This is a genomic window from Kosakonia quasisacchari, assembly GCF_004331415.1.
Taxonomy (GTDB): domain Bacteria; phylum Pseudomonadota; class Gammaproteobacteria; order Enterobacterales; family Enterobacteriaceae; genus Kosakonia; species Kosakonia quasisacchari.
The window spans coordinates 36,594-59,556 of sequence record NZ_SJOP01000014.1 but is presented as its reverse complement, the minus strand read 5'-3'; the positions used below and the strand labels follow the sequence as shown (position 1 = coordinate 59,556).

General features: G+C 56.3%; 18 protein-coding genes. 5 read left to right on the top strand and 13 right to left on the bottom strand.

Features of this window, described 5'->3' with window-relative positions; genetic code table 11:
• Positions 1 to 5 precede the first annotated feature (5 nt).
• The 10 genes from nifS to nifH all read right to left on the bottom strand — a co-directional run bounded on the left by nifS (position 6) and on the right by nifH (position 10,540).
• On the bottom strand, positions 6 to 1,199 hold the full coding sequence (gene nifS, locus E0L21_RS15935; RefSeq protein WP_131411167.1) for a cysteine desulfurase NifS: 1,194 nt from the start codon (positions 1,197 to 1,199) through the stop codon (positions 6 to 8).
• 32 nt (positions 1,200 to 1,231) lie between these two features.
• Positions 1,232 to 2,056, bottom strand: coding sequence for a Fe-S cluster assembly protein NifU (gene nifU / locus E0L21_RS15930; protein WP_131411165.1), 825 nt, complete (start codon positions 2,054 to 2,056; stop codon positions 1,232 to 1,234).
• Between the two features lie 206 nt (positions 2,057 to 2,262).
• Positions 2,263 to 2,721: a NifB/NifX family molybdenum-iron cluster-binding protein gene (locus E0L21_RS15925; protein ID WP_131411163.1), complete on the bottom strand. Its 459-nt coding sequence runs from the start codon at positions 2,719 to 2,721 to the stop codon at positions 2,263 to 2,265.
• Positions 2,708 to 4,093, bottom strand: coding sequence for a nitrogenase iron-molybdenum cofactor biosynthesis protein NifN (nifN, locus tag E0L21_RS15920; RefSeq protein WP_131411161.1), 1,386 nt, complete (start codon positions 4,091 to 4,093; stop codon positions 2,708 to 2,710). Before nifN ends, E0L21_RS15925 begins: the two co-directional genes overlap by 14 nt.
• Before the next feature lie 10 nt (positions 4,094 to 4,103).
• Positions 4,104 to 5,477 (bottom strand): nitrogenase iron-molybdenum cofactor biosynthesis protein NifE, encoded by a 1,374-nt coding sequence (gene nifE, locus E0L21_RS15915; RefSeq protein ID WP_131411273.1) that lies wholly within the window; start codon positions 5,475 to 5,477, stop codon positions 4,104 to 4,106.
• 165 nt (positions 5,478 to 5,642) lie between these two features.
• Positions 5,643 to 6,305 (bottom strand): NifB/NifX family molybdenum-iron cluster-binding protein, encoded by a 663-nt coding sequence (locus tag E0L21_RS15910; protein WP_131411159.1) that lies wholly within the window; start codon positions 6,303 to 6,305, stop codon positions 5,643 to 5,645.
• A gap of 11 nt (positions 6,306 to 6,316) precedes the next feature.
• A complete protein-coding gene (gene nifT, locus E0L21_RS15905) occupies positions 6,317 to 6,535 on the bottom strand; it encodes a putative nitrogen fixation protein NifT (RefSeq protein ID WP_131411157.1) in 219 nt (72 codons plus the stop codon).
• A 40-nt stretch (positions 6,536 to 6,575) separates the two neighbouring features.
• A complete protein-coding gene (nifK, locus tag E0L21_RS15900) occupies positions 6,576 to 8,138 on the bottom strand; it encodes a nitrogenase molybdenum-iron protein subunit beta (RefSeq protein WP_131411155.1) in 1,563 nt (520 codons plus the stop codon).
• Positions 8,139 to 8,193: 55 nt separating this feature from the next.
• Positions 8,194 to 9,642 (bottom strand): nitrogenase molybdenum-iron protein alpha chain, encoded by a 1,449-nt coding sequence (gene nifD / locus E0L21_RS15895; protein ID WP_131411153.1) that lies wholly within the window; start codon positions 9,640 to 9,642, stop codon positions 8,194 to 8,196.
• Between the two features lie 16 nt (positions 9,643 to 9,658).
• The gene (gene nifH, locus E0L21_RS15890) at positions 9,659 to 10,540 is read right to left on the bottom strand and encodes a nitrogenase iron protein (protein WP_131411151.1); all 882 of its coding nucleotides are present in this window, start codon (positions 10,538 to 10,540) and stop codon (positions 9,659 to 9,661) included.
• Positions 10,541 to 10,909: 369 nt separating this feature from the next.
• Between nifH and nifJ the strand changes: the two genes are divergently transcribed.
• Positions 10,910 to 14,422, top strand: a complete 3,513-nt coding sequence (gene nifJ, locus E0L21_RS15885) for a pyruvate:ferredoxin (flavodoxin) oxidoreductase (RefSeq protein ID WP_131411149.1) — start codon at positions 10,910 to 10,912, stop codon at positions 14,420 to 14,422.
• A 187-nt stretch (positions 14,423 to 14,609) separates the two neighbouring features.
• The gene (locus tag E0L21_RS15880; RefSeq protein ID WP_131411147.1) at positions 14,610 to 15,107 is read left to right on the top strand and encodes a cupin domain-containing protein; all 498 of its coding nucleotides are present in this window, start codon (positions 14,610 to 14,612) and stop codon (positions 15,105 to 15,107) included.
• A 58-nt stretch (positions 15,108 to 15,165) separates the two neighbouring features.
• On the opposite strand, the gene E0L21_RS15875 is transcribed toward E0L21_RS15880, so the two are convergent.
• Together E0L21_RS15875 and E0L21_RS15870 are read right to left on the bottom strand one after the other, a co-directional pair.
• The gene (locus E0L21_RS15875; RefSeq protein ID WP_131411145.1) at positions 15,166 to 15,894 is read right to left on the bottom strand and encodes a metallophosphoesterase; all 729 of its coding nucleotides are present in this window, start codon (positions 15,892 to 15,894) and stop codon (positions 15,166 to 15,168) included.
• A gap of 160 nt (positions 15,895 to 16,054) precedes the next feature.
• The gene (locus E0L21_RS15870) at positions 16,055 to 16,963 is read right to left on the bottom strand and encodes a LysR family transcriptional regulator (protein ID WP_131411143.1); all 909 of its coding nucleotides are present in this window, start codon (positions 16,961 to 16,963) and stop codon (positions 16,055 to 16,057) included.
• A 100-nt stretch (positions 16,964 to 17,063) separates the two neighbouring features.
• Between E0L21_RS15870 and E0L21_RS15865 the strand changes: the two genes are divergently transcribed.
• Positions 17,064 to 17,888, top strand: coding sequence for an SDR family oxidoreductase (locus tag E0L21_RS15865; RefSeq protein WP_131411141.1), 825 nt, complete (start codon positions 17,064 to 17,066; stop codon positions 17,886 to 17,888).
• Here E0L21_RS15865 and E0L21_RS15860 read toward each other — a convergent pair.
• Positions 17,885 to 18,826: a zinc-dependent alcohol dehydrogenase family protein gene (locus tag E0L21_RS15860; protein ID WP_131411139.1), complete on the bottom strand. Its 942-nt coding sequence runs from the start codon at positions 18,824 to 18,826 to the stop codon at positions 17,885 to 17,887. The two genes, E0L21_RS15865 and E0L21_RS15860, sit on opposite strands and share 4 nt — an antisense overlap.
• A 45-nt stretch (positions 18,827 to 18,871) precedes the next feature.
• Here E0L21_RS15860 and bla point away from each other — a divergent pair, with 45 nt between their 5' ends.
• Positions 18,872 to 19,741, top strand: a complete 870-nt coding sequence (gene bla, locus E0L21_RS15855; RefSeq protein ID WP_131411137.1) for a class A beta-lactamase — start codon at positions 18,872 to 18,874, stop codon at positions 19,739 to 19,741.
• A 162-nt stretch (positions 19,742 to 19,903) separates the two neighbouring features.
• Positions 19,904 to 22,954 (top strand): formate dehydrogenase-N subunit alpha, encoded by a 3,051-nt coding sequence (fdnG, locus tag E0L21_RS15850; RefSeq protein ID WP_131411135.1) that lies wholly within the window; start codon positions 19,904 to 19,906, stop codon positions 22,952 to 22,954.
• The last annotated feature ends 9 nt before the right edge of the window (positions 22,955 to 22,963 follow it).

Genomic DNA, 22,963 nt, shown 5'->3' with positions numbered 1-22,963 from the left:
CCGCCTTAGCCGTAAACCGGCGTAAATGTGGCGGGTATCGGGCCTTCCTGCCAGTACGGGGAAAGTGCGCGCAGACGCGCAATAATGCCTGGCAGCGTCTCTATTACATAGTCGATCTCTTTTTCCCGCGTGTAGCGCGAGAGTGAAAAACGGATACTGCCATGCGCTGCCGTGTAGGGAATGTTCATTGCCCGCATCACATGCGACGGTTCCAGCGAGCCGGAGGTGCAGGCGCTGCCGCTGGAGGCGGCGATCCCCGCCTGGTTGAGGAGCAGTAAAATGGCTTCCCCTTCGATAAATTCAAACGCCAGGTTCGCCGTGCCAGGGACGCGAGGTTGATCGCCGCCCATCACCATCACTGACGGCACCTGTTTCACCAGTTCGTTTTGCAGGCGATCGCGCAGGCTGGCGATGCCTACGCTACCTGGCAGGTGTATCTGCGCCAGTTCACACGCTGCGCCCATGCCAACAATCCCGGCGATATTCTCAGTACCGGCGCGGCGACCACGCTCCTGATGCCCACCGCGCAACAGAGGACGAAAGCGCGTGCCACGACGCAAATAGAGGCAGCCAACACCCTTCGGGCCGTGCAGTTTATGCGCCGAGCAGGAGAGCATATCGATCTGCGTGCGAGCGATATCCAGTGGAATTTTGCCAACCACTTGTACCGCGTCGCAGTGAAACAGTGCGCCATATTCCTGCGCCATGGCGGCCATCTCAATAACCGGAAACAGTACGCCGGTTTCGTTATTCGCCCACATCACGCTCACCGCCGCCACACGTGTGCTCAGTGCGCGACGATACTGTTCCATATCCAGCGCGCCGCTAGTATTGACGCCAATGCGATGGATAAGGTAACCCTGACGTTCCAGATGTTCACACACGGCGAGGGTGGCTGGGTGTTCAACGGCGGTGATAATAATCTCCCGGCGCTCTGGCATCAACTCAACGCAGGCGTGCAGCGCGGTGCTGGTGGCTTCGGTTGCACAGGAGGTGAAGATGATTTCGCTGCTGTGATCGGCGCCCAGCAGCGCGGCGACTTGCTGGTGTGCGCGTTCAAGCGCGGCGCGGGAGGGGGTGCCAAAGTCGTGAATCGACGACGGGTTACCGTAATGTTCGGTTAAGAATGGCATCATCGCTTCCAGCACCATCGGGTCGATACGGGTGGTGGCGTTATTGTCCAGATAGACCTGTTTCATAGTTTCTCCCCCAACGGTTGAAATGTGGTGGCTCAGGCGGCCACAACGGTCATATAACAGCCGGTACGCTCCATCAGTTTTTGCTGCAGCCAGGCCAGCGTCATGTCGGTCATCATGCAGCCGCTGCAACTCCCGGAAAGGCTGACGGTCACGGTGTGATTGGCGACGCTCAGGAGCGACATATCGCCACCATCGGCCTGGATATGCGGGCGTAATTCGGTGATCGCATCGACCACTTCCTGCCAGTGCGGATCTTTCTCTGTGGCGACGGGAATAGCGGCCTGCGGGTGCTGCGCGAGAATATCGGCCAGCGCCAGTTCAATTTTTTCATGGCACGCGGTACAGCCGCCGCCCGCTTTGGTGTAGTTGATCACCTCTTCAAGGGTGGTCAGGCCATTGCTCAGTACCGCCCGGCGAATTTGCCCTTCATCGACGCCGAAGCATTTGCAAATCAGTGCGCCTTCTTCGTGATCATCTTCCAGCGTTTCGCCACGGTAATGGGCGATTGCCGCCCGCAGCGCCTCCTGACCCATCACCGAGCAGTGCATTTTTTGCGGCGGCAGGCCATCGAGGTAATCCGCAATCTGCTGGTTGGTCACTTGCTCGGCCTGCGCCAGCGTGCGGCCAATAATCAGCTCGGTGAGGGCGGAAGAGGAGGCAATCGCGCTGCCGCAGCCAAACGTCTGAAACCCGGCTTCGAGAATGGTTTCACTTTGCGGGTCTACTCGTAGCATCAGCCGCAGCGCATCGCCACAGCTCAACGATCCCACATCGCCCACGGCGTTGGCGTTATCTACCACCCGCGCGTTACGGGGATTAAAAAAATGATCTTTCACTTTCTCGGAGTAATTCCACATGTGCCTGGCTCCCAGGAGAGATGACGGAAAGCGCCGTTGCGCATTTCACCGCCTCAATCAACGGCGGGTTATGACAACCAAGCAAAAGCAATACCAGAAGGGAAAAACGTTATATTTCAATAAAGTAAAAATTGAGGCCAACATAAAACTTTGCGCTGTGTCGCAATTTTATGTTGGCTTTGTCACACAACCGACACGGACTGTGTCTAATGCTCATCTTCTTCCTGCCATGTCTGTTCCTGCAGAAACTGGGCGAAGCGTTGCGGATTGCGGGCGGTTTTACGCTGCTCTTTGTCATACCAGTAGTGCTGGATCTCCTGTAACAACCCGGCAATGGTGGTTTCTTGCGGTACACGTACCGCGCGCACGCCGACTTGCAAAAGCTGGCGAAAAACAGCTTCACCAATCGCCACGCAGTAGAGTGTGACGCAATCTTCCAGCGCGTGAATGCGACAATTGAGCTTCTCTTGTTGGTGCCCGGCGAGCACGGAGAAATCCACCACCCGTAACAGCGTGACTTCGCTCTCTTTGACGCCATAGACCACTAATTTTGGCGTGGCGCCAAAGTGCTGATCCACATGGCGATAATCAGAACTGGCAAAGGCGACTTTCATTGACCATTCGTCCGAGCAAATAGTGCTGAACTGACGATTAACATGCGGCATACAGATCTCCTGGCGTAACGTTGTCGCCAAAGTGCTGGCGCAGCGGCGAGCGATAGATTGCAAGGGGGTGATGGCGTTCACGCATCACATTCGCCAGTTCAAACAGCGTGTCACGAATGCCGCTATAGCCCTGGCGTACACGACGAAATTCTCCCAGACGGTCATAAACCGGGAAACCGGTGCGGATAAGCGACAAATCAAACTGTGTGGCGAGATCGGCGGCATGAGAGTTGGCCACCAGCAACGCGGCAGGCGTATCACACAGCAGATCCTGCATATCCTCCAGGTCGCCTATCACTACCGTTTCGACCGGCAGATGTTGCAATCCCGGTTGGCTGACCGGCGCGACAATTGGTCCAGGGATCATGCCCAGGCTGCGAGCGAAATCGCACCACGCCGCCAGGTGATCACCTTCTGCTGCCATGGCGATAGCGGCACCCTGTAACCACATATGGCAATCGATCATCGCATCCTGAACTTGCCCGCGCTGGCGCTCAATCCACGCGGGGACATCCCGACCGGAGAGCGTTTTCAATCGATGGATAAACGTGTCGCACGCTTCAAGCGTCATCAGATGTGGCAGGGTGATCACTTCGCCACGGCTGCGCTGCGCCAGTAACCCTGCTGCACGCCCCAGCGAGTTACCAATCACGAAGGTGGCCTGGTTTTGCCCCATCTGTTCAATCATGCGCAGCGACGTTCCTCCCTGGGTAACGGGCGAAAAATCACCGTTTGCCAGATGCCCATCCAGCGACAGCGACAGATCCGGCACAATCACCGGTTGCAGGCCAAAGGCTTCAACATAACTGCGTAGCAATTCGATATCGCCCGGCGTCAGTAAATGGCTGACCAGCAAGTTCACGCGGCGGTTGCGCAGGCTGGTGGCGGGCTGCGCGGGCACCCACTGTTCAATCATGCTTTCCAGCACTGCGCTGTAGCCGTTTTCCAGCGAGCCATAGAAATCCGGCGTGTTTACGGTGAGCAGCGCAACGCCTTTATGGCGGGGGAAATCGTCACGAAACTGGCGCACCACCCGAGAAATATCGCTGCCCTGGGCTTCTGAAAGCCCGGTGCTGAGCAGCACAATGGATTTCGCGGCGTTGCGCTGGCAGAGAACGTTGAGTGCGGTAAAAATGTTTTCATCGGCACCCATAATGGTGGATGTGGGGTCCATCGCCGTTGATTGCAGCGGAATGGGATCGTGAAAGTGTTGAATAAAGAAAACTTTCGCGAACGCACTGCATCCCTGTGCGCCGTGTACCAGCGGGATGCTCTGTTCGAATCCCAGGCTCGCAAGGATCGCGCCGAGCGGTTGGCCACTTTTTATCGGGCTGACCGCCAGCGGTTTTTTATTACGAAGAATTTCGGCCATTGTTAGCTCCTTATTGCCACGGCGCGCGGGTATGCGTTTGCGGCCAGACCGGGCTTTCCAGGGTCTGACAAAGTTGTTCGGCAAGGGTGATGATGCCGCGATAACCGGCAAAAGCGTGTTCACGTTCCTGGTTAATATCCAGAAAGGGCAGACGCGCTTTATAGGCGGTGTACATATTGCGTCCGCCAGCGATCATCATGTCGGCTTTGTAGCGATAAACCACATCCAGCAAGGAGCGGGCATTGCCCTCATCCAGCATGATAGCGTCATCGCCCATCAGTTCACGGATGCGCTGTTTATCCTCTTCGGTGGATTTGCGGGTTCCGGTAGCGACGACCGTCATGCCGAGATCCTGCAGTGCCGAAACGACTGACCAGGATTTAACGCCGCCGGTATAAAGCAGCACCTTTCTGCCGCGTAAACGTTCGCGCAGCGACACCAGCGCCTGTTCTGCTGCGTGCTCCTCACGCGCGATCAGTTGCTCGGTTCGCGCCATTAAATCGTTATCGCCGGTGAGTGTTGCCAGCTGGCGCAGGGCATCGGAGGTGGCGCGAACGCCATAAAAACTGCCTTCAAACCACGGTGTGCCGTAGCGTTGCTCCAGCGATCTGGCGACATTAATCAGCGCTCTGGAGCAAACCAACATATTGACCTGCGCACGGTGCAACGTCTGGATCTCGGCAAAACGCCCGTCGCCGGAAAGGGAACCCAGGATGCGAATTCCCAGCTCATCCAGCAGCGGCTGGATATGCCAGAACTCTCCGGCGATGTTAAATTCGCCAATCAGGCCAATGTCATGGCGATGCGCCGGGGCAAAAGGCGTATTTTCCGGCCACGGCGCGGGTTCGCGTCCGCCGATGACTTTTTTCACCATCACGTCGCCCGCCAGGCGGTTACCCAGGTTTTTGCTACCGTAAAAACCGGCCACATCAACGGCAATCACGGGCACTCCGGTGGCGGTTGCCGCAGCCTGGCAGACAGCTTCAATGTCATCGCCTTCCATTGCCGGAACACAGGTGTTGTAAATAAATACCGCCGCCGGGTGATAGCGGTCGACAATATGGCGTACTGCGTGGAACAGCCGCCGTTCGCCACGCCCCATGATGACATCCTGCTCGTTCAAATCGGTGGTGAATCCAAGCCGGTTGATGCGTGGACCAGAGCTCAGGCTGCCGCGGTTATCCCATGAACTACCGGCGCAGCCAATCGGGCCATGTACCAGATGCGCCACATCGGAAAACGGCAGCAGGGTGATTTGTGCGCCGTCGAAGGCGCAACCTCCGGCGGTGGCACCGGGTTTTGGCGCGCTACAGCCAGATTTCTGTTTATGGTTATGCTCGCAGGCAGGCTCATCGAGCAGCGCCAGGATATCGTTCCCCTTCATCATCACCTCATTTTCTGGTTGGGTTAGCGTTAACGGTGCAAATCGCAAGCCAGAAAAGAGTGATTGATTTTTAAGGAGAAAGTGTTGTGCGCTTTGTGACAAAGCAGACAATTGGCGCAATGCCCACGCCAAAAAAACGCCCCCATAGCGGGGGGCGTTTGGGGGCTAAAATACTCGAGCTTCCAGCGGATTCGCGCGCTCAAGTCGTTTCGCCAGCCACGGTGGTAACGGCCCGGCCAGCAAGCTCTGGATGGCAGCGCACTGGGACAAAATGGTATTGCCCGGTGCCACTTTCATCGGGTGAATATTATGACGAATCAACCGTGCGGCTGCCGGGCCGCCGATAGCTTCACAAAACAACAAATGGCAGTCGTTGAGCAACTGCGCGCGGATTTCGTTCGGTTCCTGGTTTTGCGGGTGAGAAGGGTAGCGGCGCAGGTCATGTAACCAGCCCCCCTGGTCATCAAATCCGTAGATAAAAAACAGCCGCCCCTGGCCGAAATGACCGTTAATGGTTAGCCCATCCTGCGAGCAGAAAGCAGCAATCAACTGCGGACGGCGGTTTTTGGCAGCCTGCACCTGCAAATGCGCCGGCAATTCGCCGCGCAGACAGGCTTTTACCCGCGCCCAGCGCCCGTTGGACATCAATGCTTCCGCATAAGGAAAATGGGCTTCCAGTCGCGGCAGTTCGAGCGCTGCCAGCCCATCGGGTGTCAGCACTTCATCACTGCTATGAGTGAGCCATGCCATAATTTGCGCCGGTTGCAGCTCCGGCAGGCACTGAAACAGCGCCAGCATCCGCCAGAACAGCGTATCGTTGTCGGACATTGCTCATCTCCTTATACCTGCGCGTCGCGGGTGGCACGCAGACTGAGTGGAAAAGTAGGGCGGCCAGGTTGCAGATTGACGTAATAACGGCGTCCACCTTCAAGTTCAAGCGCGCCGCCCCAGTGTTCCGGCGTGTCATGTTCAACCTGTACAACTCTGGCTTCCAGATCTTGTTTAGCGATATAGCAATACAGATCCGCGCCGCGCTGGCGAAGAATAACGACCGGCATAGAGCCTCCCGGGCCCCGCGTGACGCGGGGCATGTGATGGTTAACGGATAAGATCGAAGCTGTAGTCGGTTTTGCCGAGCTTGATGGTCTCTTTGTCTACTTTCTCCAGCACCGCATTCACCAGCGTAGTGAGAATGCTCATGGCGCCCTCATAGCCCCAGGTTGTCTGTCGGTGCAGATGGTGACGGTCGAACAACGGAAAACCGAGGCGGATCAGCGGGACTTCAAACTGTTCACCCTTGGCTAAGGTATCGCGCTGAATGAACTTGCCGTACGAGTTGCCAATCATAAAATCCGGCTGGCGGGTAAACATCAGCGAGCGAAAATGCCACAAGTCGCAGTTGATAAACACTTCGCTCTCCTGGCCGTACGGTGAGGCCTCGAGCATTTTCTTCATCGCTTTCTGCCAGCGTTTGTTACCGTTGTGACAGAGGATAACGGTCGGTTCGCAGCCCAGTTCCAGCAGGAAACGGGTCAATCCCATGACAAAATCCGGGTCGCCAAACAGACCGAATTTTTTACCGTGTAGCCAGGTGTGAGAGTCGAGCATCATATCGACCAGCCGCCCGCGCTCCAGCGCCAGCGTATCGGGGATGGCCTTACCGGTTAACTGGCTAATCGCCATCAACAGTTCGTCTGTTCCTGCCAGCCCAACGGGAATGGAAACCTCGGTGGCAGGCTGTTTCCACATCTCCTGCACCACTTTTTTGCTTTTCACCAGTTGCCAGGGTTGCAGCAGCAGCGTGTCGATAGCGTCCGGCGCATCGCGCATCTCTTGCTGCGTTGTACCACCTGCGTACATCTGATAATGCCCGTTGGCAGGGGTATCAAGCACTTCCGACGGATCGGAGAGCAAACTTGCCTGCACCTCCATTTGCTCCATCATGCGTTTCAGCACACGGAAATTACCGAGATAGGTTTCAAACCCGGTCACCAGGTTGAGGCGTGAAATTTTACCGGGCTGTGCTTCATGGCTTGCCGTAAAGGTACGGGCAAAGCCTTCAAACATGTTGTCCCAGCCGGTGATATGGCTACCAATGAAACTGGGGGTATGTGCATAGGGCACGGGGATGGCGGCATCCAGGAAACCATCTTTTTTGGCGTTAGCGATAAAGGCCTGCAAATCATCACCGATCACTTCCGCCATACAGGTGGTAGAGACGGCGATAATCTCCGGTTTATACAGCGCGCTGGCGTTTTGTAGCCCGGTATTGAGGTTGTTATTACCGCCGAACACCGCCGCGTCTTCCGTCATTGAATCCGACACGCAGGCCACCGGTTCTTTAAAGTGGCGGTTAAAGTAAGTACGGAAATAGGCCACGCAACCCTGTGAACCGTGCACATACGGTAGGGTATTGGCAAACCCCAGCGAACAGAGCACCGCGCCCAGCGGCTGGCAGGCTTTTGCCGGGTCGATAGTCAGCGCTTCGCGTTTGAAGTTCAGCGCTTCGTATTCCGGGGTAGTGGTCCATTGAAAAACTTCCTGCACACGCTCCGGCGAGTGTGCCTCTTCGAATGCCCGTTTACCGGCAAATAACGTCTGGTAAGCATCCTGTTCAAACAGGGGATGGCAATTCTGTATTTTCTCAGCAGTCTGGCTCATGGTGTTCTCCTCCCGCGCCACAAATCGGTGAACAAGCGGGATAACAGGATAAAAATCAGGCGGATTTCAGCCACGGCGCGGTCAACTGGCCCCAGGCGGGGTTGTTGAGCGTCATATCCATATCGCGGGCGAAGATGGCGAAGCCGTCATAGCCGTGGTACGGGCCGGAGTAATCCCAGGAGTGCATCTGGCGAAACGGCACACCCATTTTCTGAAAGATGTATTTTTCTTTGATGCCGGAACCGATGAGATCCGGTTTCAGCGCGTTGACAAACGCCTCCAGCTCATAGCTGCTGGCGTCATCAAACAGCAGCGTGCCTTCTTTCAGATCCGGCAGAGTGCGGTCGTAATCATCGTTATGACCAAACTCGTAACCGGCGGCGATGATCTCCATCCCCAGGTCTTCATAGGCACCAATCACATGGCGCGGACGCAGCCCGCCCATATAGAGCAGCACTTTGCGACCCTCCAGACGTGGGCGATATTTGGCGATAATGGCGTCGTTCTGCGCCTGGTATTTGGCGATCACCGCTTCGGCGTTAGCGCGAATGGTGTCGTCAAACTGGTCGGCGATTTTGCGCAGCGATTCCGCGATTTTCGTCGGGCCAAAGAAGTTGTATTCCATCCACGGAATACCGTGCTTCTCTTCCATATGGCGCGAGATGTAGTTCATTGAGCGGTAGCAGTGCACCAGGTTCAATTTGACGAACGGTGTGTTTTCCATCTCCACCAGTGTGCCGTCGCCAGACCACTGCGCCACTACCCGCAACCCCATCTCTTCGAGCAAAATGCGCGATGCCCAGGCATCGCCACCGATGTTGTAATCGCCGATGATCGCCACATCGTAAGGGGTGGTTTCGAACGGTTTGCCTTCGCGGTTATCCAGCACCCAGTCGCGGATCACATCGTTGGCAATATGGTGACCGAGGGATTGCGACACACCGCGAAAGCCTTCGCAACGCACCGGAATAACCGGTTTGTTGATCGCTTTGCGGCTGGCGTTAGCGACAGCCTCAATGTCATCGCCAATCAGGCCGACCGGGCATTCCGACTGAATCGAAATGCCTTTGGTCAGCGGAAACAGTTCTTCGAGCTCTTCAATCAGTTTGGTGAGCTTCTTGTCACCGCCAAACACGATATCGCGCTCCTGGAAATCGGAGGTGAAGTTGAGCGTGCCAAAACTGTCTACGCCGCTGACGCCGGTATAGTAGTTACGACGTCCGGCGCGGGAGTATTGCCCGCAGCCGATCGGGCCGTGCGAGATATGCGCCATATCCTTTATTGGCCCAAATACCACCCCTTTCGAACCGGCGTACGAGCAGCCGCGCACGGTCATCACGCCCGGCTGCGATTTGCGGTTAGAGATGATGCACTTGCCGACGCTTTCCTGCTCCGGGTCCGTTACCATCATGTGTTTTCTGCGTTCTTTGCGCGTCTTCTCCGGGAAAACCTCCAGCACCTGCTCGATGATCTCCAGGTTACGTTCGCCTGTTGCATTGCTCATGGGAGTGCTCCTGTCGTCAGACGGCGTTTTCTTCGGCGGCGGTTTTACCAATGATGCTGGTGTCTTCCACATCCATAATGCCGAACTCCATCAGCAGTTCTTCCAGTTCATCCATGGTGCAGGGGGTTGGCACCACCATTTTGGTGTTGTTGACGATCTTGCTGGCAAGGTCGCGATATTCATTCGCCTGATTGCAGGTCGGGTCATATTCGATAACCGTCATACGGCGGATTTCCGCACGCTGCACGATGTTGTCGCGGGGAACAAAGTGGATCATTTGCGTACCGAGTTTTTCTGCCAGCGCAACGATGAGCTCATCTTCGCGGTCGGTCTGGCGCGAGTTACAAATCAGCCCACCGAGGCGCACTTTGCCGGATTTGGCATACTTCACGATGCCTTTGGAGATGTTATTGGCGGCGTACATTGCCATCATTTCACCAGAGCAGACGATGTAGATCTCCTGCGCTTTGTTTTCACGAATCGGCATGGCGAAACCACCGCATACCACGTCGCCCAGCACGTCGTAAAAAACAAAATCCAGATCCGGAACGTAAGCGCCTTCTTCTTCCAGGAAGTTAATCGCGGTGATTACCCCACGACCCGCACAGCCAACGCCTGGCTCCGGGCCGCCGGATTCCGCACAGCGCACGCCGCCGTAACCGATTTGCAGCACGTCTTCTAACTCCAGATCTTCCACGGAACCGACTTCGGCGGCCATCTCCATAATGGTGTTCTGCGCTTTCGCATGCAGGATCAATCGCGTGGAGTCGGCTTTCGGATCACAGCCGACAATCATTACTTTTTTACCCATCTCCGCCAGCGCGGCGACCAGGTTTTGTGTGGTGGTCGATTTGCCGATCCCACCTTTGCCGTAAATGGCGCATTGACGCATGGTCATGGTGTTTCTCCTGTTGGTTATGTGTTTGCCACATTACCTTGTGCAGGGAACATACCAGCCATGCCAGAGTGGTTAATGATTTGATTTTTAATGTTTTATTATTTTAGGGTTTCGAAGGGAAGGAACAAAGAGTTCACAAACATCTGACCAATTGTACGAAACAGCACAATTCTGTTTGCAGCCGCTGCCCGCTCTGCAGGGCGTCACACTTTGTCGGCAGTTCAACAAGCTGTCGTGTTCGCTGTCTTATTCCACGCAATCCATTTCCCGCCCCGGTTTCTAATTGCTTGTATTCACTGCAATAACTGAAATGGCACAGGCTGTGCAATAGCGAAGGCATCACCACCTCTAAGAACCGAGGAACGAGCAATGTCCGGAAAGATGAAAACGATGGATGGCAACGCGGCGGCAGCCTGGATCTCCTATGCCTTTACTGATGTCGCAGCGATTTACCCCATTACGCCCTCCACACCAATGGCGGAAAACGTGGATGAGTGGGCAGCGGCGGGCAAGAAAAATTTGTTTGGTCAGCCGGTCCGTTTAATGGAGATGCAGTCGGAAGCGGGTGCGGCGGGAGCGGTACACGGCGCGCTACAGGCCGGGGCACTCACCACAACGTACACCGCATCGCAGGGGTTGTTATTAATGATCCCTAATTTGTACAAAATCGCCGGTGAACTGCTGCCCGGTGTGTTTCACGTGAGCGCGAGGGCGCTGGCGACAAATTCGCTGAATATTTTTGGCGATCATCAGGATGTGATGGCGGTGCGCCAGTGCGGCTGCGCGATGCTGGCCGAGAGCAATGTCCAGCAGGTGATGGATCTCTCGGCGGTGGCGCATCTGTCGGCAATCAAAGGCCGTGTGCCGTTTATTAACTTCTTCGACGGTTTTCGTACCTCGCACGAGATCCAGAAAATCGAGGTGCTGGAGTATGATGAACTCGCTCCGCTGCTGGATAGCGATGCGCTGAACCGTTTTCGCCGTAATGCGCTTAATCCGGAACATCCGGTGATTCGCGGGACGGCGCAAAACCCGGATATCTACTTCCAGGCACGCGAAGCGTCTAACCGCTATTACGATGCGTTGCCAGAAATTGTCGAAAACTATATGGCGGAAATTTTCGCCATCACCGGGCGCGAATACCACTTATTTGATTACTACGGCGCGCAAGATGCTGAACAAATTATTGTGGCGATGGGTTCCGTATGCGACACCATTTCGGACGTCGTAGACGCACTTTGCGACAGCGGCGAAAAAGTCGGGCTGGTGACGGTGCATCTGTTTCGGCCGTTTTCGCTGGCGCACTTCTTCGCCAGAATCCCGCCCAGCGTGAAACGCATTGCGGTGCTCGATCGCACCAAAGAGCCCGGAGCGCAGGCGGAGCCTTTATGTCTGGATGTGAAAAATGCGTTTTACCACCATGATAACGCGCCGTTAATTGTCGGCGGTCGTTACGGGCTGGGCGGTAAAGATGTGCTGCCGGGGGATATTGTCTCGGTATTTGAAAACCTGAAAAAACCGTTGCCAAAAGATAACTTTACGCTGGGTATTTTTGACGACATCACGCATACCTCGCTGCCGATGCCTTCGTATGATGTGCAGGTTTCTCGTGAGGGGATCACCGCGTGTAAATTCTGGGGGCTGGGATCGGATGGCACCGTCAGCGCCAATAAGAGCGCGATTAAGATAATCGGTGATAACACGCCGATGTATGCGCAAGCCTATTTTGCGTACGACTCGAAAAAATCTGGCGGCATTACCGTGTCACATCTGCGTTTTGGTGAACGGCCCATCACCTCGCCCTATCTGATCAACAAAGCTGATTTTATCGCCTGTTCGCAGCAATCCTATGTCGATAAATATGATTTGCTGGAGGGGTTAAACCCCGGCGGGACATTTCTGCTCAACTGTACCTGGTTTGGCGAAGAGCTGGAGGCGCGGCTGCCTAACGCGATGAAGCGCTATATTGCGCGCCAGGGGATCCGCTTTTATACCCTCAATGCGGTGGACATAGCCCGCAGGCTGGGGCTGGGTGGGCGTTTTAATATGCTGATGCAGTCGGCGTTTTTTAAACTGGCGGGCATTATCGAACCCCAGACGGCGTCGGGTTATCTGAAGCAGGCCGTCGAGAAATCTTACGGGCGCAAGGGCCAGAAAGTGGTGGAAATGAACAATGCCGCCATCGATCTCGGCATGGAGGCGCTGCAGGAAGTGATGGTGCCGGAGCGCTGGGCATGGCTGGAAGAGAATACTCGCGAGGATACGCGCCTGATGCCGGACTTTATTCGCGATATTCTTGAACCAATGAATCGCCAGTGCGGCGATAAACTGCCCGTCAGCGCCTTTATCGGCCGGGAAGATGGCACGTTCCCACCGGGCACCGCCGCCTGGGAGAAACGCGGCATTGCCATGCAGGTGCCGGTCTGGAACCCCGAAGGCTGCACCCAGTGCAATCAATGTGCGTTTATTTGTCCGCATGCGGCGGTGCGCCCGGCGCTACTGGATGAGGCCGAGCGGCAAGCCGCGCCGATTGCACTGTTGAGCCAACCCGCTCAGGGGGCAAAAGGGTATGAATACCACCTGGCGATTTCACCATTGGATTGTTCCGGGTGCGGTAACTGTGCGGATATCTGTCCGGCAAAAGGCAAGGCACTGACCATGCAACCGCTGGAGAGTCAGCAAGCGATGGTTCCTATTTGGGATCATGCGTTAGGTTTATCGCCCAAAGCTAATCCCTTCAGCAAAACGACCGTCAAAGGTAGCCAGTTTGAAACGCCGCTGCTGGAGTTTTCCGGCGCGTGCGCAGGGTGCGGAGAGACGCCGTATGCGCGGCTGGTCACGCAACTGTTTGGTGACCGAATGATGATCGCTAATGCCACAGGTTGCTCGTCAATCTGGGGAGCCAGCGCACCGTCCATTCCGTGGACGACAAACCATAAAGGCCAGGGACCGGCGTGGGCGAACTCGCTGTTTGAAGATAATGCCGAATATGGCCTTGGCATGATGCTGGGCGGACGCGCATTACGCGAACAGATCGCCAGCGATGCGTTAAACGCGCTGGAAGCGCCGCTTGGCGCAGATCTTGAACAGGCGCTGCGCCAGTGGCTGGAACATAAAGATCTGGGCGAAGGGACACAGGAGCGCGCCGGGCAGCTCAGCGCGTTACTTGAACAGGAGAAGGGCGACGACCCGCTGCTCAACCGGCTCTATCAAAACCGCGACTATTTCGCCAAGCGCTCGCAGTGGATTTTTGGCGGCGATGGCTGGGCGTATGACATTGGCTTTGGCGGGCTGGATCATGTGCTGGCCTCCGGCGAGGACGTCAATATTCTGGTGTTTGATACCGAGGTTTACTCCAATACTGGCGGGCAGTCGTCAAAATCGACTCCTGCGGCAGCCATCGCCAGATTTGCCGCTGAAGGCAAGCGTACGCGCAAAAAAGATCTCGGTATGATGGCGGTTAACTACGGCAATGTGTATGTCGCGCAGGTGGCGATGGGCGCGGATAAAGCCCAGACGTTGCGGGCGATTGCCGAGGCAGAAGCCTGGCCCGGACCGTCGCTGGTGATTGCCTATGCCGCGTGCATCAACCACGGGTTAAAAACCGGGATGGGATGCAGTATGCGCGAGGCGAAACGGGCGGTTGACGCGGGCTACTGGCATTTATGGCGTCATAACCCGCAACTGCTGGCAAAAGGGAAAAAACCGTTTATTCTCGACTCCGACGAGCCGGAAGAGGATTTTCGCGAGTTTCTGCTCGGCGAAGTGCGCTATGCCTCACTTGAACGCATCTCGCCTTCACTGGCCGAACAGCTGTTTGCGCAAACGGAACAGGATGCCCGGCAGCGTTTTGCCCAGTATCAGCGCCTGGCGGGGGAGTAAGCCCTGAAGCCCGGCGGTGCAGCAACGGCCGGGCTGATATGCACCCGCAGTAGATATTGCGGATAACCTCTTTCTGCCAGCGGCGCTGTGAATGGCGGCCCACTCATTCTCGTTACGCTGGCAGAACACATTGACAGGCTGGAGGGGTGTTTCAATACTGAACAGGAACCCTTTACCGGAACTGTTTATGAACGACAAAACCCCGCCCGCGTTTGTGATCCGCAATTTCAACCACATCGAAATGGAAAACTTCGTGCGCCCGCCACTGTATGAATCGCTCGGCGGCTCGCTGACCAAAGGCACCCTCGCCAGCAAGTTAGGTGCGTCGATCGATATTTTGCCGCCGGGTAAACGGGCCTGCCCGTTTCATCTGCATCATGCGCAGGAGGAGATGTTTATTGTACTGAACGGTAACGGCACATTGCGCATCGGCGATGAAGAACGGCCCATCCAGGAAGGGGATGTTATCTGCATTCCGCCTGGCAAAACGTGGCCGCACCAGATTATCAATACCTCCGATCAGCCGCTGCGTTATCTCTCAATTAGCACCATGGAAAGCCCGGAAATCTGCGAATACCCGGATGCGGATAAATTTCTGGCGAAAGCGCACAGCCAGGGCCGCGAAGATTTTCGCCAGCTCGATTTTCGCGGTGAGAACGTGGACTACTGGGAAGGCGAACCATAAAAGTCATCGTTTGTTTTGCGCCGGTGTGAAGGGAAAACCGGCGCATGGGCGATGCCCGCTACAGGCTGACAAAATGAGTCACCCGGTTATCACCGCGCAGTTCGTGAATGAGAAGCGCGGGCGGATCGCTTGCCATCGGGATGTGCTGTGTATTCAGCATCAGCGGGTTTGCCGGGCAGATGGAGCCGCAAAGATACGCCGGAATACCGGCAAAGGTGGCGGACATCGCCCGGTGTACGTGACCAGCGCACAATGCCAGCGGCGGGTGCGGTAAGCGCGCCAGCAGTTGCGCCAGCGCCTCGCCGCCCTCGCACATGGCGTTATCCAGTGGGGCAATGCCGCTTGGGAAAAGGTGCTGGTGTAAAAAGATCATCGCCGCGTGCGGCTGTGCCATGAGCGCCGCTTCCAGCCAGCGCAGATGCGGGCGGATATCGCCCCGGCTTTCACCGGTTACCGTCACATCCACGCCAATCACCGGCACGTTATCCACTTGCTCATGGAAATGCAGCGCGTCGTGCGCCGAGCGGTGAGCAAAAGCAGCCAGATTTTCACACATCATGGTTTTATCATCGGCGTTGCCGGGCAGGATCAGTGAACGGCACGCCAGGCGCTGCAATGCGCTGTCAATGGCGCGATAGCCCGCGCCCCAGCCACCATCGGTTAAATCGCCGCTCACCACCAGCAGATCGGGTTTGAGCGTCAGTAACCAGTCGAGGGCGCGATGCAGGCGCTGAAGGTTGTCATTATCCGGCGCAGCATGAATATCACTCAGTTGGGCAATCAGCATTTTCTCTCCGGTTTGTCCGTTTTCACCGTCCAAGCGTAGCCTAACCAGGCTCACTGCAGAAACGGCATAAGTGACTGCATCAGACGGTGTGGTATTTGATCCGCCGGACGGCGGGCGCGATTTCCGCCTCGATCTGCGCACCGGGCAGTTTATTGAATAATTACCGCGACGGAGCGGCTTCGTTGGCCTGACGGATGGCGGCGATAAACGCGTTCAACGTTGCTGGTATTTGCCGGTGACCGGAATAATAAAGGCATAAACCTGCAATCGGCGGGCTGAACAGCGACAGCACCTGTTGCGCTTGCCCGTTGTCGATGGCCTCGCGGGCATAAGGCTCAGGGACATAAGCAATGCCTAAGCCTTTTACCACCGACTCGACCATCAGCGCGCTGTTATCAAGGCACAAATTGCCGGGCACGTTGAGCGTCAGCGGCTTGCCATGTTGCACAAACTCCCAGCGATAGCGTTTTCCGCTCGGCAAACGCTGGGCGATACAGCGATGCTGCAAAAGATCTGCCGGGCTTTGCGGCACGCCCGCTGTGTGCAGATACTGCGGTGAGGCGATGGCGATAAAGCGGATCGGCCCGCCGAAGGGCACCGCAATCATATCGAGCGGTACAGACTCTGCCAGCCGTACGCCCGCATCAAATCCTTCGGCGACGATGTCCACCAACCGACCTTCGGTCACGATATCCAGCATCACCTGCGGATGCGCCTGTAAAAAACCTTCAACCACATGCGCCAGCAGCCAGTGCGCGCCGCCTTCATTGGCGTTGATGCGCAAAGTGCCGTGCAACTCCTGCGGGCGAAAACGGGTGGCATCCAGCGCCGTATCTAACTGGCTGAGCAGGGGATCGATACGTTGCAAAAACGCCGCGCCGTTTTCTGTCAGCGAGACACTGCGGGTCGTGCGATGTAGCAAACGTACGCCAAGCTGGCTTTCCAGCCCGCGCATCGCATGGCTCAGCGAGGAACGGGACACTCCCAGTTCATTGGCGGCTTGTTGAAAACTGCGGTGCTGTGCAACCAGCAGGAACGCTTTTAAATCTGCGAGACTGATATTTTTCATTGTTGAATATTTTTCACCGCTGCATGCCGATTGGTGCGTCTTATCATAGCAGTGCCGGGTGCTTACGCTATTAACTCAACGAAAACATGCGGAGGCATTTATGACGACATGGCTGATTACCGGCGCTTCGTCCGGGCTGGGATTATTGATGACACAAACGCTGCTGGCGCGCGGTGACCGGGTGGTAGCCTGTGTCAGGCGCGCGGACGCGATAAGCGCATTACAGGCGCAATATGCGTCGCGGTTGCACGTCAGCTGTTTTGATATGACCGACAGCGCGGCACTGCGCCGCGAAGTGGACGCCGCGTTCACCACCTTTGGCGTGATTGAACGGGTAGTAAGCAATGCCGGCTACGGCTTGTTTGGCGCGGCGGAAGAGGTGAGTGACGCGCAAATCGACCGGCAGATCGCCACCAATCTTACCGGCTCCATCCAGTTAGTCCGTGCTGTGTTGCCGTGGCTGCGCGCCCAGCACGGCGGGCGGATTGTGCAGGTCTCTTCGGAAGGCGGCCAGGTGGCGTACCCCAATTTCAGTCTTTACCACGCCAGTAAGTGGGGTATTGAAGGCTTTCTGGAATCGGTAGCGCAGGAGGTAAAACCGTTTGGTATCGAGATTGTGATTGCCGAACCCGGCCCAACGCAAACCGGCTTTGGTGCCGGGCTCGATCACGCTGCGCCGCTCGCTGCCTATGACAATACGCCTGCGGGCGAGGTGCGTCGGGGTATTGCCAACGGCAGTTTTGACATAAAAGGCGATGCGCAGCGCACGGTTGATGCGATTATCGCGGCGGCAGACGCACCCGCGCCGCCGTTCAGAGTGCCGCTGGGCAGCCTTGCCTGGGAGCACTTGGTGGCCTCGCTCCGCGCGCGATTAGCGGAAATTGAGCGCCAGCGCGATGTGGCATATTCCGCCGACAGGGATTAAAACGACAGCAGCGGTTTGGCTATCCGACCTGGCGTCTGGTATAGCGTGATAGCCTGCCGCCACTGCTGAAAATCAATCAGCGTGACCTCGCTTACTGGCGTTGCGCGCAGTCGCTCCCAGAGCGTGCAAAATGCCTGCTGCCAGCCATCTGCCGTCATTGCGTCGAGATAGTTACGCACATGGAACCAGTGGACTGCGGGTAAGCGTCGCTGGATGCTGAACGGCTGTCCGGAAAGCAAACCGTAGCTGATAAATTGCCCCGTTTTCGGCATTGATTGCAGCAACATTTCTGCCAGTGCGCCGCCGGTGGCGTCATAGATAACGCTGGCTTTACTCGCTGCTTTTTTGATGGCGGCGCTATCCGTGTCGGCCAGCGGTATCACGCCGCAGGCCGACAGGCGGCAGGCGTGGATGGCGGAACGATAAATGCCGGTCACGCTTTTTGCCCCCTGACGCCTGGCCCACTGCGCAAGGTAACCGGCGCAGTCAGCTCCCGCCGCGGTGACCAGCACATGTTGGCCGTGAACCGGGTAATGTTCCAGCATCATCTGCGCGGCCAGCGGGTTGATGTAGGCGCGGGCGGCAAGCGTATCGTCAATATCATCCGGCACCGGCACAGCCAGTTCCGCCGGGCAATCCACATACTGCTGCCAGGTGCCCTGACCGCGCAGCGGCAACACACGTTTACCCAGTAAATCCGCGTTTGCATCGTGAGTTTGTATCACTACGCCCACGCCTTCATAGCCCGCGACGGCGGGCAGGGTGATGCGGTGACTGTAGGCGCCGGTCACGGGGATTAAATCCGAGGCATTGACCGGCGCAAGGTGCATTTTGACGCGAACATCTCCTGCCGGAAGCGGTGCCAGCACGGTGGTTTCAGCTTGCAGAACAGTCTGCGGTTCGCCGAAACTTCTGTACACTAACGCGGTGTTATACATGATGCCCACTCATGATGTTGTTCTGTTTGAACAAGGATTATACCTATGTTTTTCCCAGTGAAATCAATCTGTTCTTTACTGTTATTCAGCGCGTTCGTCGCCAGCGCCGCCAATATTGATAACGCCACGCTGACGGCGGTGGCCCGCCTGCAGGAAGAGCACTTAGGCGCGCGCATCGGCATTGCGGTGGTGGATACCGCCAGCGGTGAGACGGTGAGCTACCGGGGTGATGAGCGTTTTCCGCTAAACAGTACCCACAAAGCGCTGCTGTGCGGCGCGGTGCTGAGCAAGGTCGACAAAGGTGAACTGGCGTTAAATGAGACCACCCAGTTTTCCCAAAGTGAGCTGGTTCCCTATTCGCCGGTGACCAGCCAGTTTGTCGCACCTTCATCGATGAGCTGGCGGCAACTGTGCAGTGCGGCGGTCAGTGAAAGTGACAACACGGCAGCGAACCTGGTGGCGAAAAAGCTCGGCGGTCCGGCTGCGGTGACGCGTTTCTTTGCTGATTCAGGTGACAGTGTCACGCGACTCGATCGTGCGGAACCTGAATTGAACAGCGCCGTGCCGGGTGATTTGCGTGATACCACCACGCCGCTTGCCGTCAGTCACACACTGCAAAAACTGGCGCTCGGCGAAGTGCTCACGCCGCGTTCGCGTGCGCAACTGGTGCAGTGGATTAAAGAGGATAAAGTCGCCGATGCGCTGCTGCGTTCCACATTGCCAAAAGGCTGGGTGATTGGCGATAAAACCGGGGCGGGCGGATATGGTTCGCGTTCGATTATCAGTATTGTCTGGCCGAAAAAAGGCGCGCCTCGTATTGTATCTATTTATATAACGGATACAAAAGCGACAATCGCGCAAAGTAATGACGCCATTGCCCGCATCGGTAAAGCCATATTCAGCGCGACGAAGTAATAAAAAGGGCAGAGAGAAAAATCTCTGCCACTAATTTTAGTTAAATAAGTATCTGCCCCAAATTACCCGCAAAAATAACCATAAATGGATAATGGTTAAGTGTTGAGAATATCCTTATAATCTCCGTCCCTTTTCATGTCTTAAGTTTAAGCTGGAGGACAAATGGAGCTCAACCGGAGGCAGTTCTTTCGGATCTGCGCGGGCGGTCTGGCAGGAAGTACTGTCGCATCTCTCGGATTTTTATCTTCTTTTTCCGTTCAGGCGGAAACCCGTCAATATAAACTCTTAAAAGCAAAAGAGACGCGAAATAACTGCACCTATTGTTCAGTCGGCTGCGGCATGCTGATGTACAGCCTCGGTGATAATGCGAAAAACGTCAGTGAAAGTATTTATCACATTGAAGGCGACGCCGATCATCCGGTGAGCCGGGGTTCATTGTGCCCAAAAGGCGCTGGCGTTCTGGACTATATTCACAGCGAAAATCGTTTATTACATCCACAATATCGTGCGCCGGGTTCAGATAAATGGCAGCGAATTAGCTGGGATGAAGCAATTGATAAAATCGCGCGGTTAATGAAAAAAGATCGCGATGAAAACTTTATTGAAAAAAATGCGCAGGGCGTAACGGTCAATCGCTGGACCACCACCGGCATGCTCTGTTCTTCCGCCGCCAGTAATGAGACCGGTATTCTTGACGGCAAATTTACCCGCGCGCTGGGCATGGTGGCGATCGACTGTCAGGCGCGTTTGTGCCACGGCCCGACCGTTTCCGCGCTGGCGCCGACTTTTGGTCGCGGCGCGATGACCAACAACTGGGTGGACATCAAAAACGCCAACGTGGTGCTGATCATGGGCGGTAACGCCGCTGAAGCGCATCCGGTGGGCTTTAAGTGGGTAGTGGAAGCGCAAACCAAAAATGACGCCACCGTGATGGTTGTCGATCCGCGCTTTAACCGCAGTGCGGCGGTGGCCGATTTCTATGCGCCTATCCGTGCCGGTTCCGATACCGCGTTCCTGCTTGGCGCGATCCGCTATCTGATTGAACATGACCAGATCCAGCATGAATATGTGCGTCACTACACCAATGCCAGCCTGATTATTCGCGAGGATTACGCCTTTAACGACGGCCTGTTCAGCGGTTACGACGCGCAAAAACGGCAGTACGACAAATCCAGTTGGTTCTACCAACTCGACGCTCAGGGCAACGCACTGCGCGACGAGACGCTGAGCCACCCGCGCTGCGTGTGGAACTTGCTCAAAGCCCACGTTGCGCGTTATACGCCGGAAATGGTTAGCCGCCTGTGCGGTACCACGGTGAAAGATTTCACCCATGTCTGCTCGGTACTCGGTAGCACCAGCGTGCCGAATCGCACCGCCACCATTCTTTATGCGCTGGGCTGGACGCATCATACGGCCGGGGCGCAGATCATCCGTACAGCAGCGATGCTGCAACTGTTGCTCGGTAATATCGGTATGGCAGGCGGCGGCGTGAACGCGCTGCGCGGTCACTCGAATATTCAGGGCTATACCGACTTAGGTTTGCTGTCGACCAACCTGCCGGGTTATATGCCGTTACCCTCGGAAAAACAGCCGGATTATCAGACCTATATTTCACAGATCACGCCGCCGTCGCTGGGGGTGAATGAAGTGAACTACTGGCAAAATACGCCGAAGTTTTTCATCAGCATGATGAAGAGTTTCTGGGGCGATCGCGCCACGGCGGAGAACAATTGGGGTTACGACTGGCTGCCAAAATGGGATCGTCTCTATGACGTGATGACCCAGGCGGAGCTGATGACCGAGGGCAAAATCAACGGTTATATCGTGCAAGGGTTCAACCCGCTGGCGGCCTTCCCGGATAAGAACAAGTCATCACGCGCGCTGGCGAAACTGAAATATATGGTGGTTATCGATCCGCTGGCGACCGAATCCTCCACTTTCTGGCAAAACCACGGTGAGATGAACGATGTTAACCCGGCGGAGATCCAGACTGAGGTGTTCCGTCTGCCATCGTCCTGCTTTGCCGAAGAGGACGGTTCCATTGCCAACTCCGGGCGCTGGTTGCAGTGGCACTGGGCCGCCGCCGAGCCGCCGGGAGAAGCGTTGCACGACGCCAAAATCCTGGGCCGCCTGTTTATGCGCCTGCGCGAGTTGTATCAAGCCGAAGGCGGGGCGAACCCAGAACCGCTGCTGAACATGTCCTGGGATTATAAAGATCCGTACGATCCGCACCCGGAAGAAGTGGCCCGCGAAGCCAACGGCAAAGCGCTGCGCGATCTGTTTGATGACAAGGGCACGCTGATCGCCAAAAAAGGCGAGCAGTTAAGCAGCTTTGCGCAGCTACGTGATGACGGATCCACCAGCAGCTTCTGTTGGGTTTATTGCGGTAGCTGGACGGAGCGCGGTAATCAGATGGCGAATCGTGATAACAGCGATCCGTACGGGCTGGGCTGTACGCCGGGCTGGGCGTGGTCATGGCCGGCGAACCGCCGCATTCTTTACAACCGCGCCTCTGCCGATCCGGCGGGTAAACCGTGGGATGCGAAGCGTGCGTTGCTGCACTGGGATGGTCAGCGCTGGACGGGAATGGACGTTGCCGATTACAACCAGGCCGCACCGGGTAGCAATGTCGGGCCGTTTATCATGAACCCGGAAGGGGTGGCGCGCCTGTTCTCCATCGACAAAATGAACGACGGCCCGTTCCCGGAACACTACGAGCCGATCGAATCGCCGATTGATACCAACCCGCTACACCCGGCGGTGGTTTCCAGCCCGGTGGTGCGTATTTTTGCCGCCGACAAACCCAATATGGGCAAAGCGGATGCGTTCCCGTATGTCGCCACTACCTATTCGATTACCGAGCTGTTCCGCCACTGGACGAAACATGCCCGCCTTAACGCTATCGCGCAGCCGGATCAGTTTGTGGAGATTGGCGAAGCGCTGGCCAAAGAGAAGGGCATTCTCGCGGGAGACGAAGTTAAGGTGATGTCGAAACGCGGCTTTATCAAAGCCAAAGCGGTAGTGACCAAGCGCTTGCAGACGCTGACTATCGACGGGCGCCGCGTTGATACCGTCGGCATTCCGTGCCACTGGGGTTTTGAAGGGGCCACCCGCAAAGGCTTCCTGGCCAATACGCTGACGCCGTCTGTCGGCGACGCTAACTCGCAGACGCCGGAATATAAGGCGTTTTTGGTCAATATTGAGAAGGCGTAAGGAAGCGAA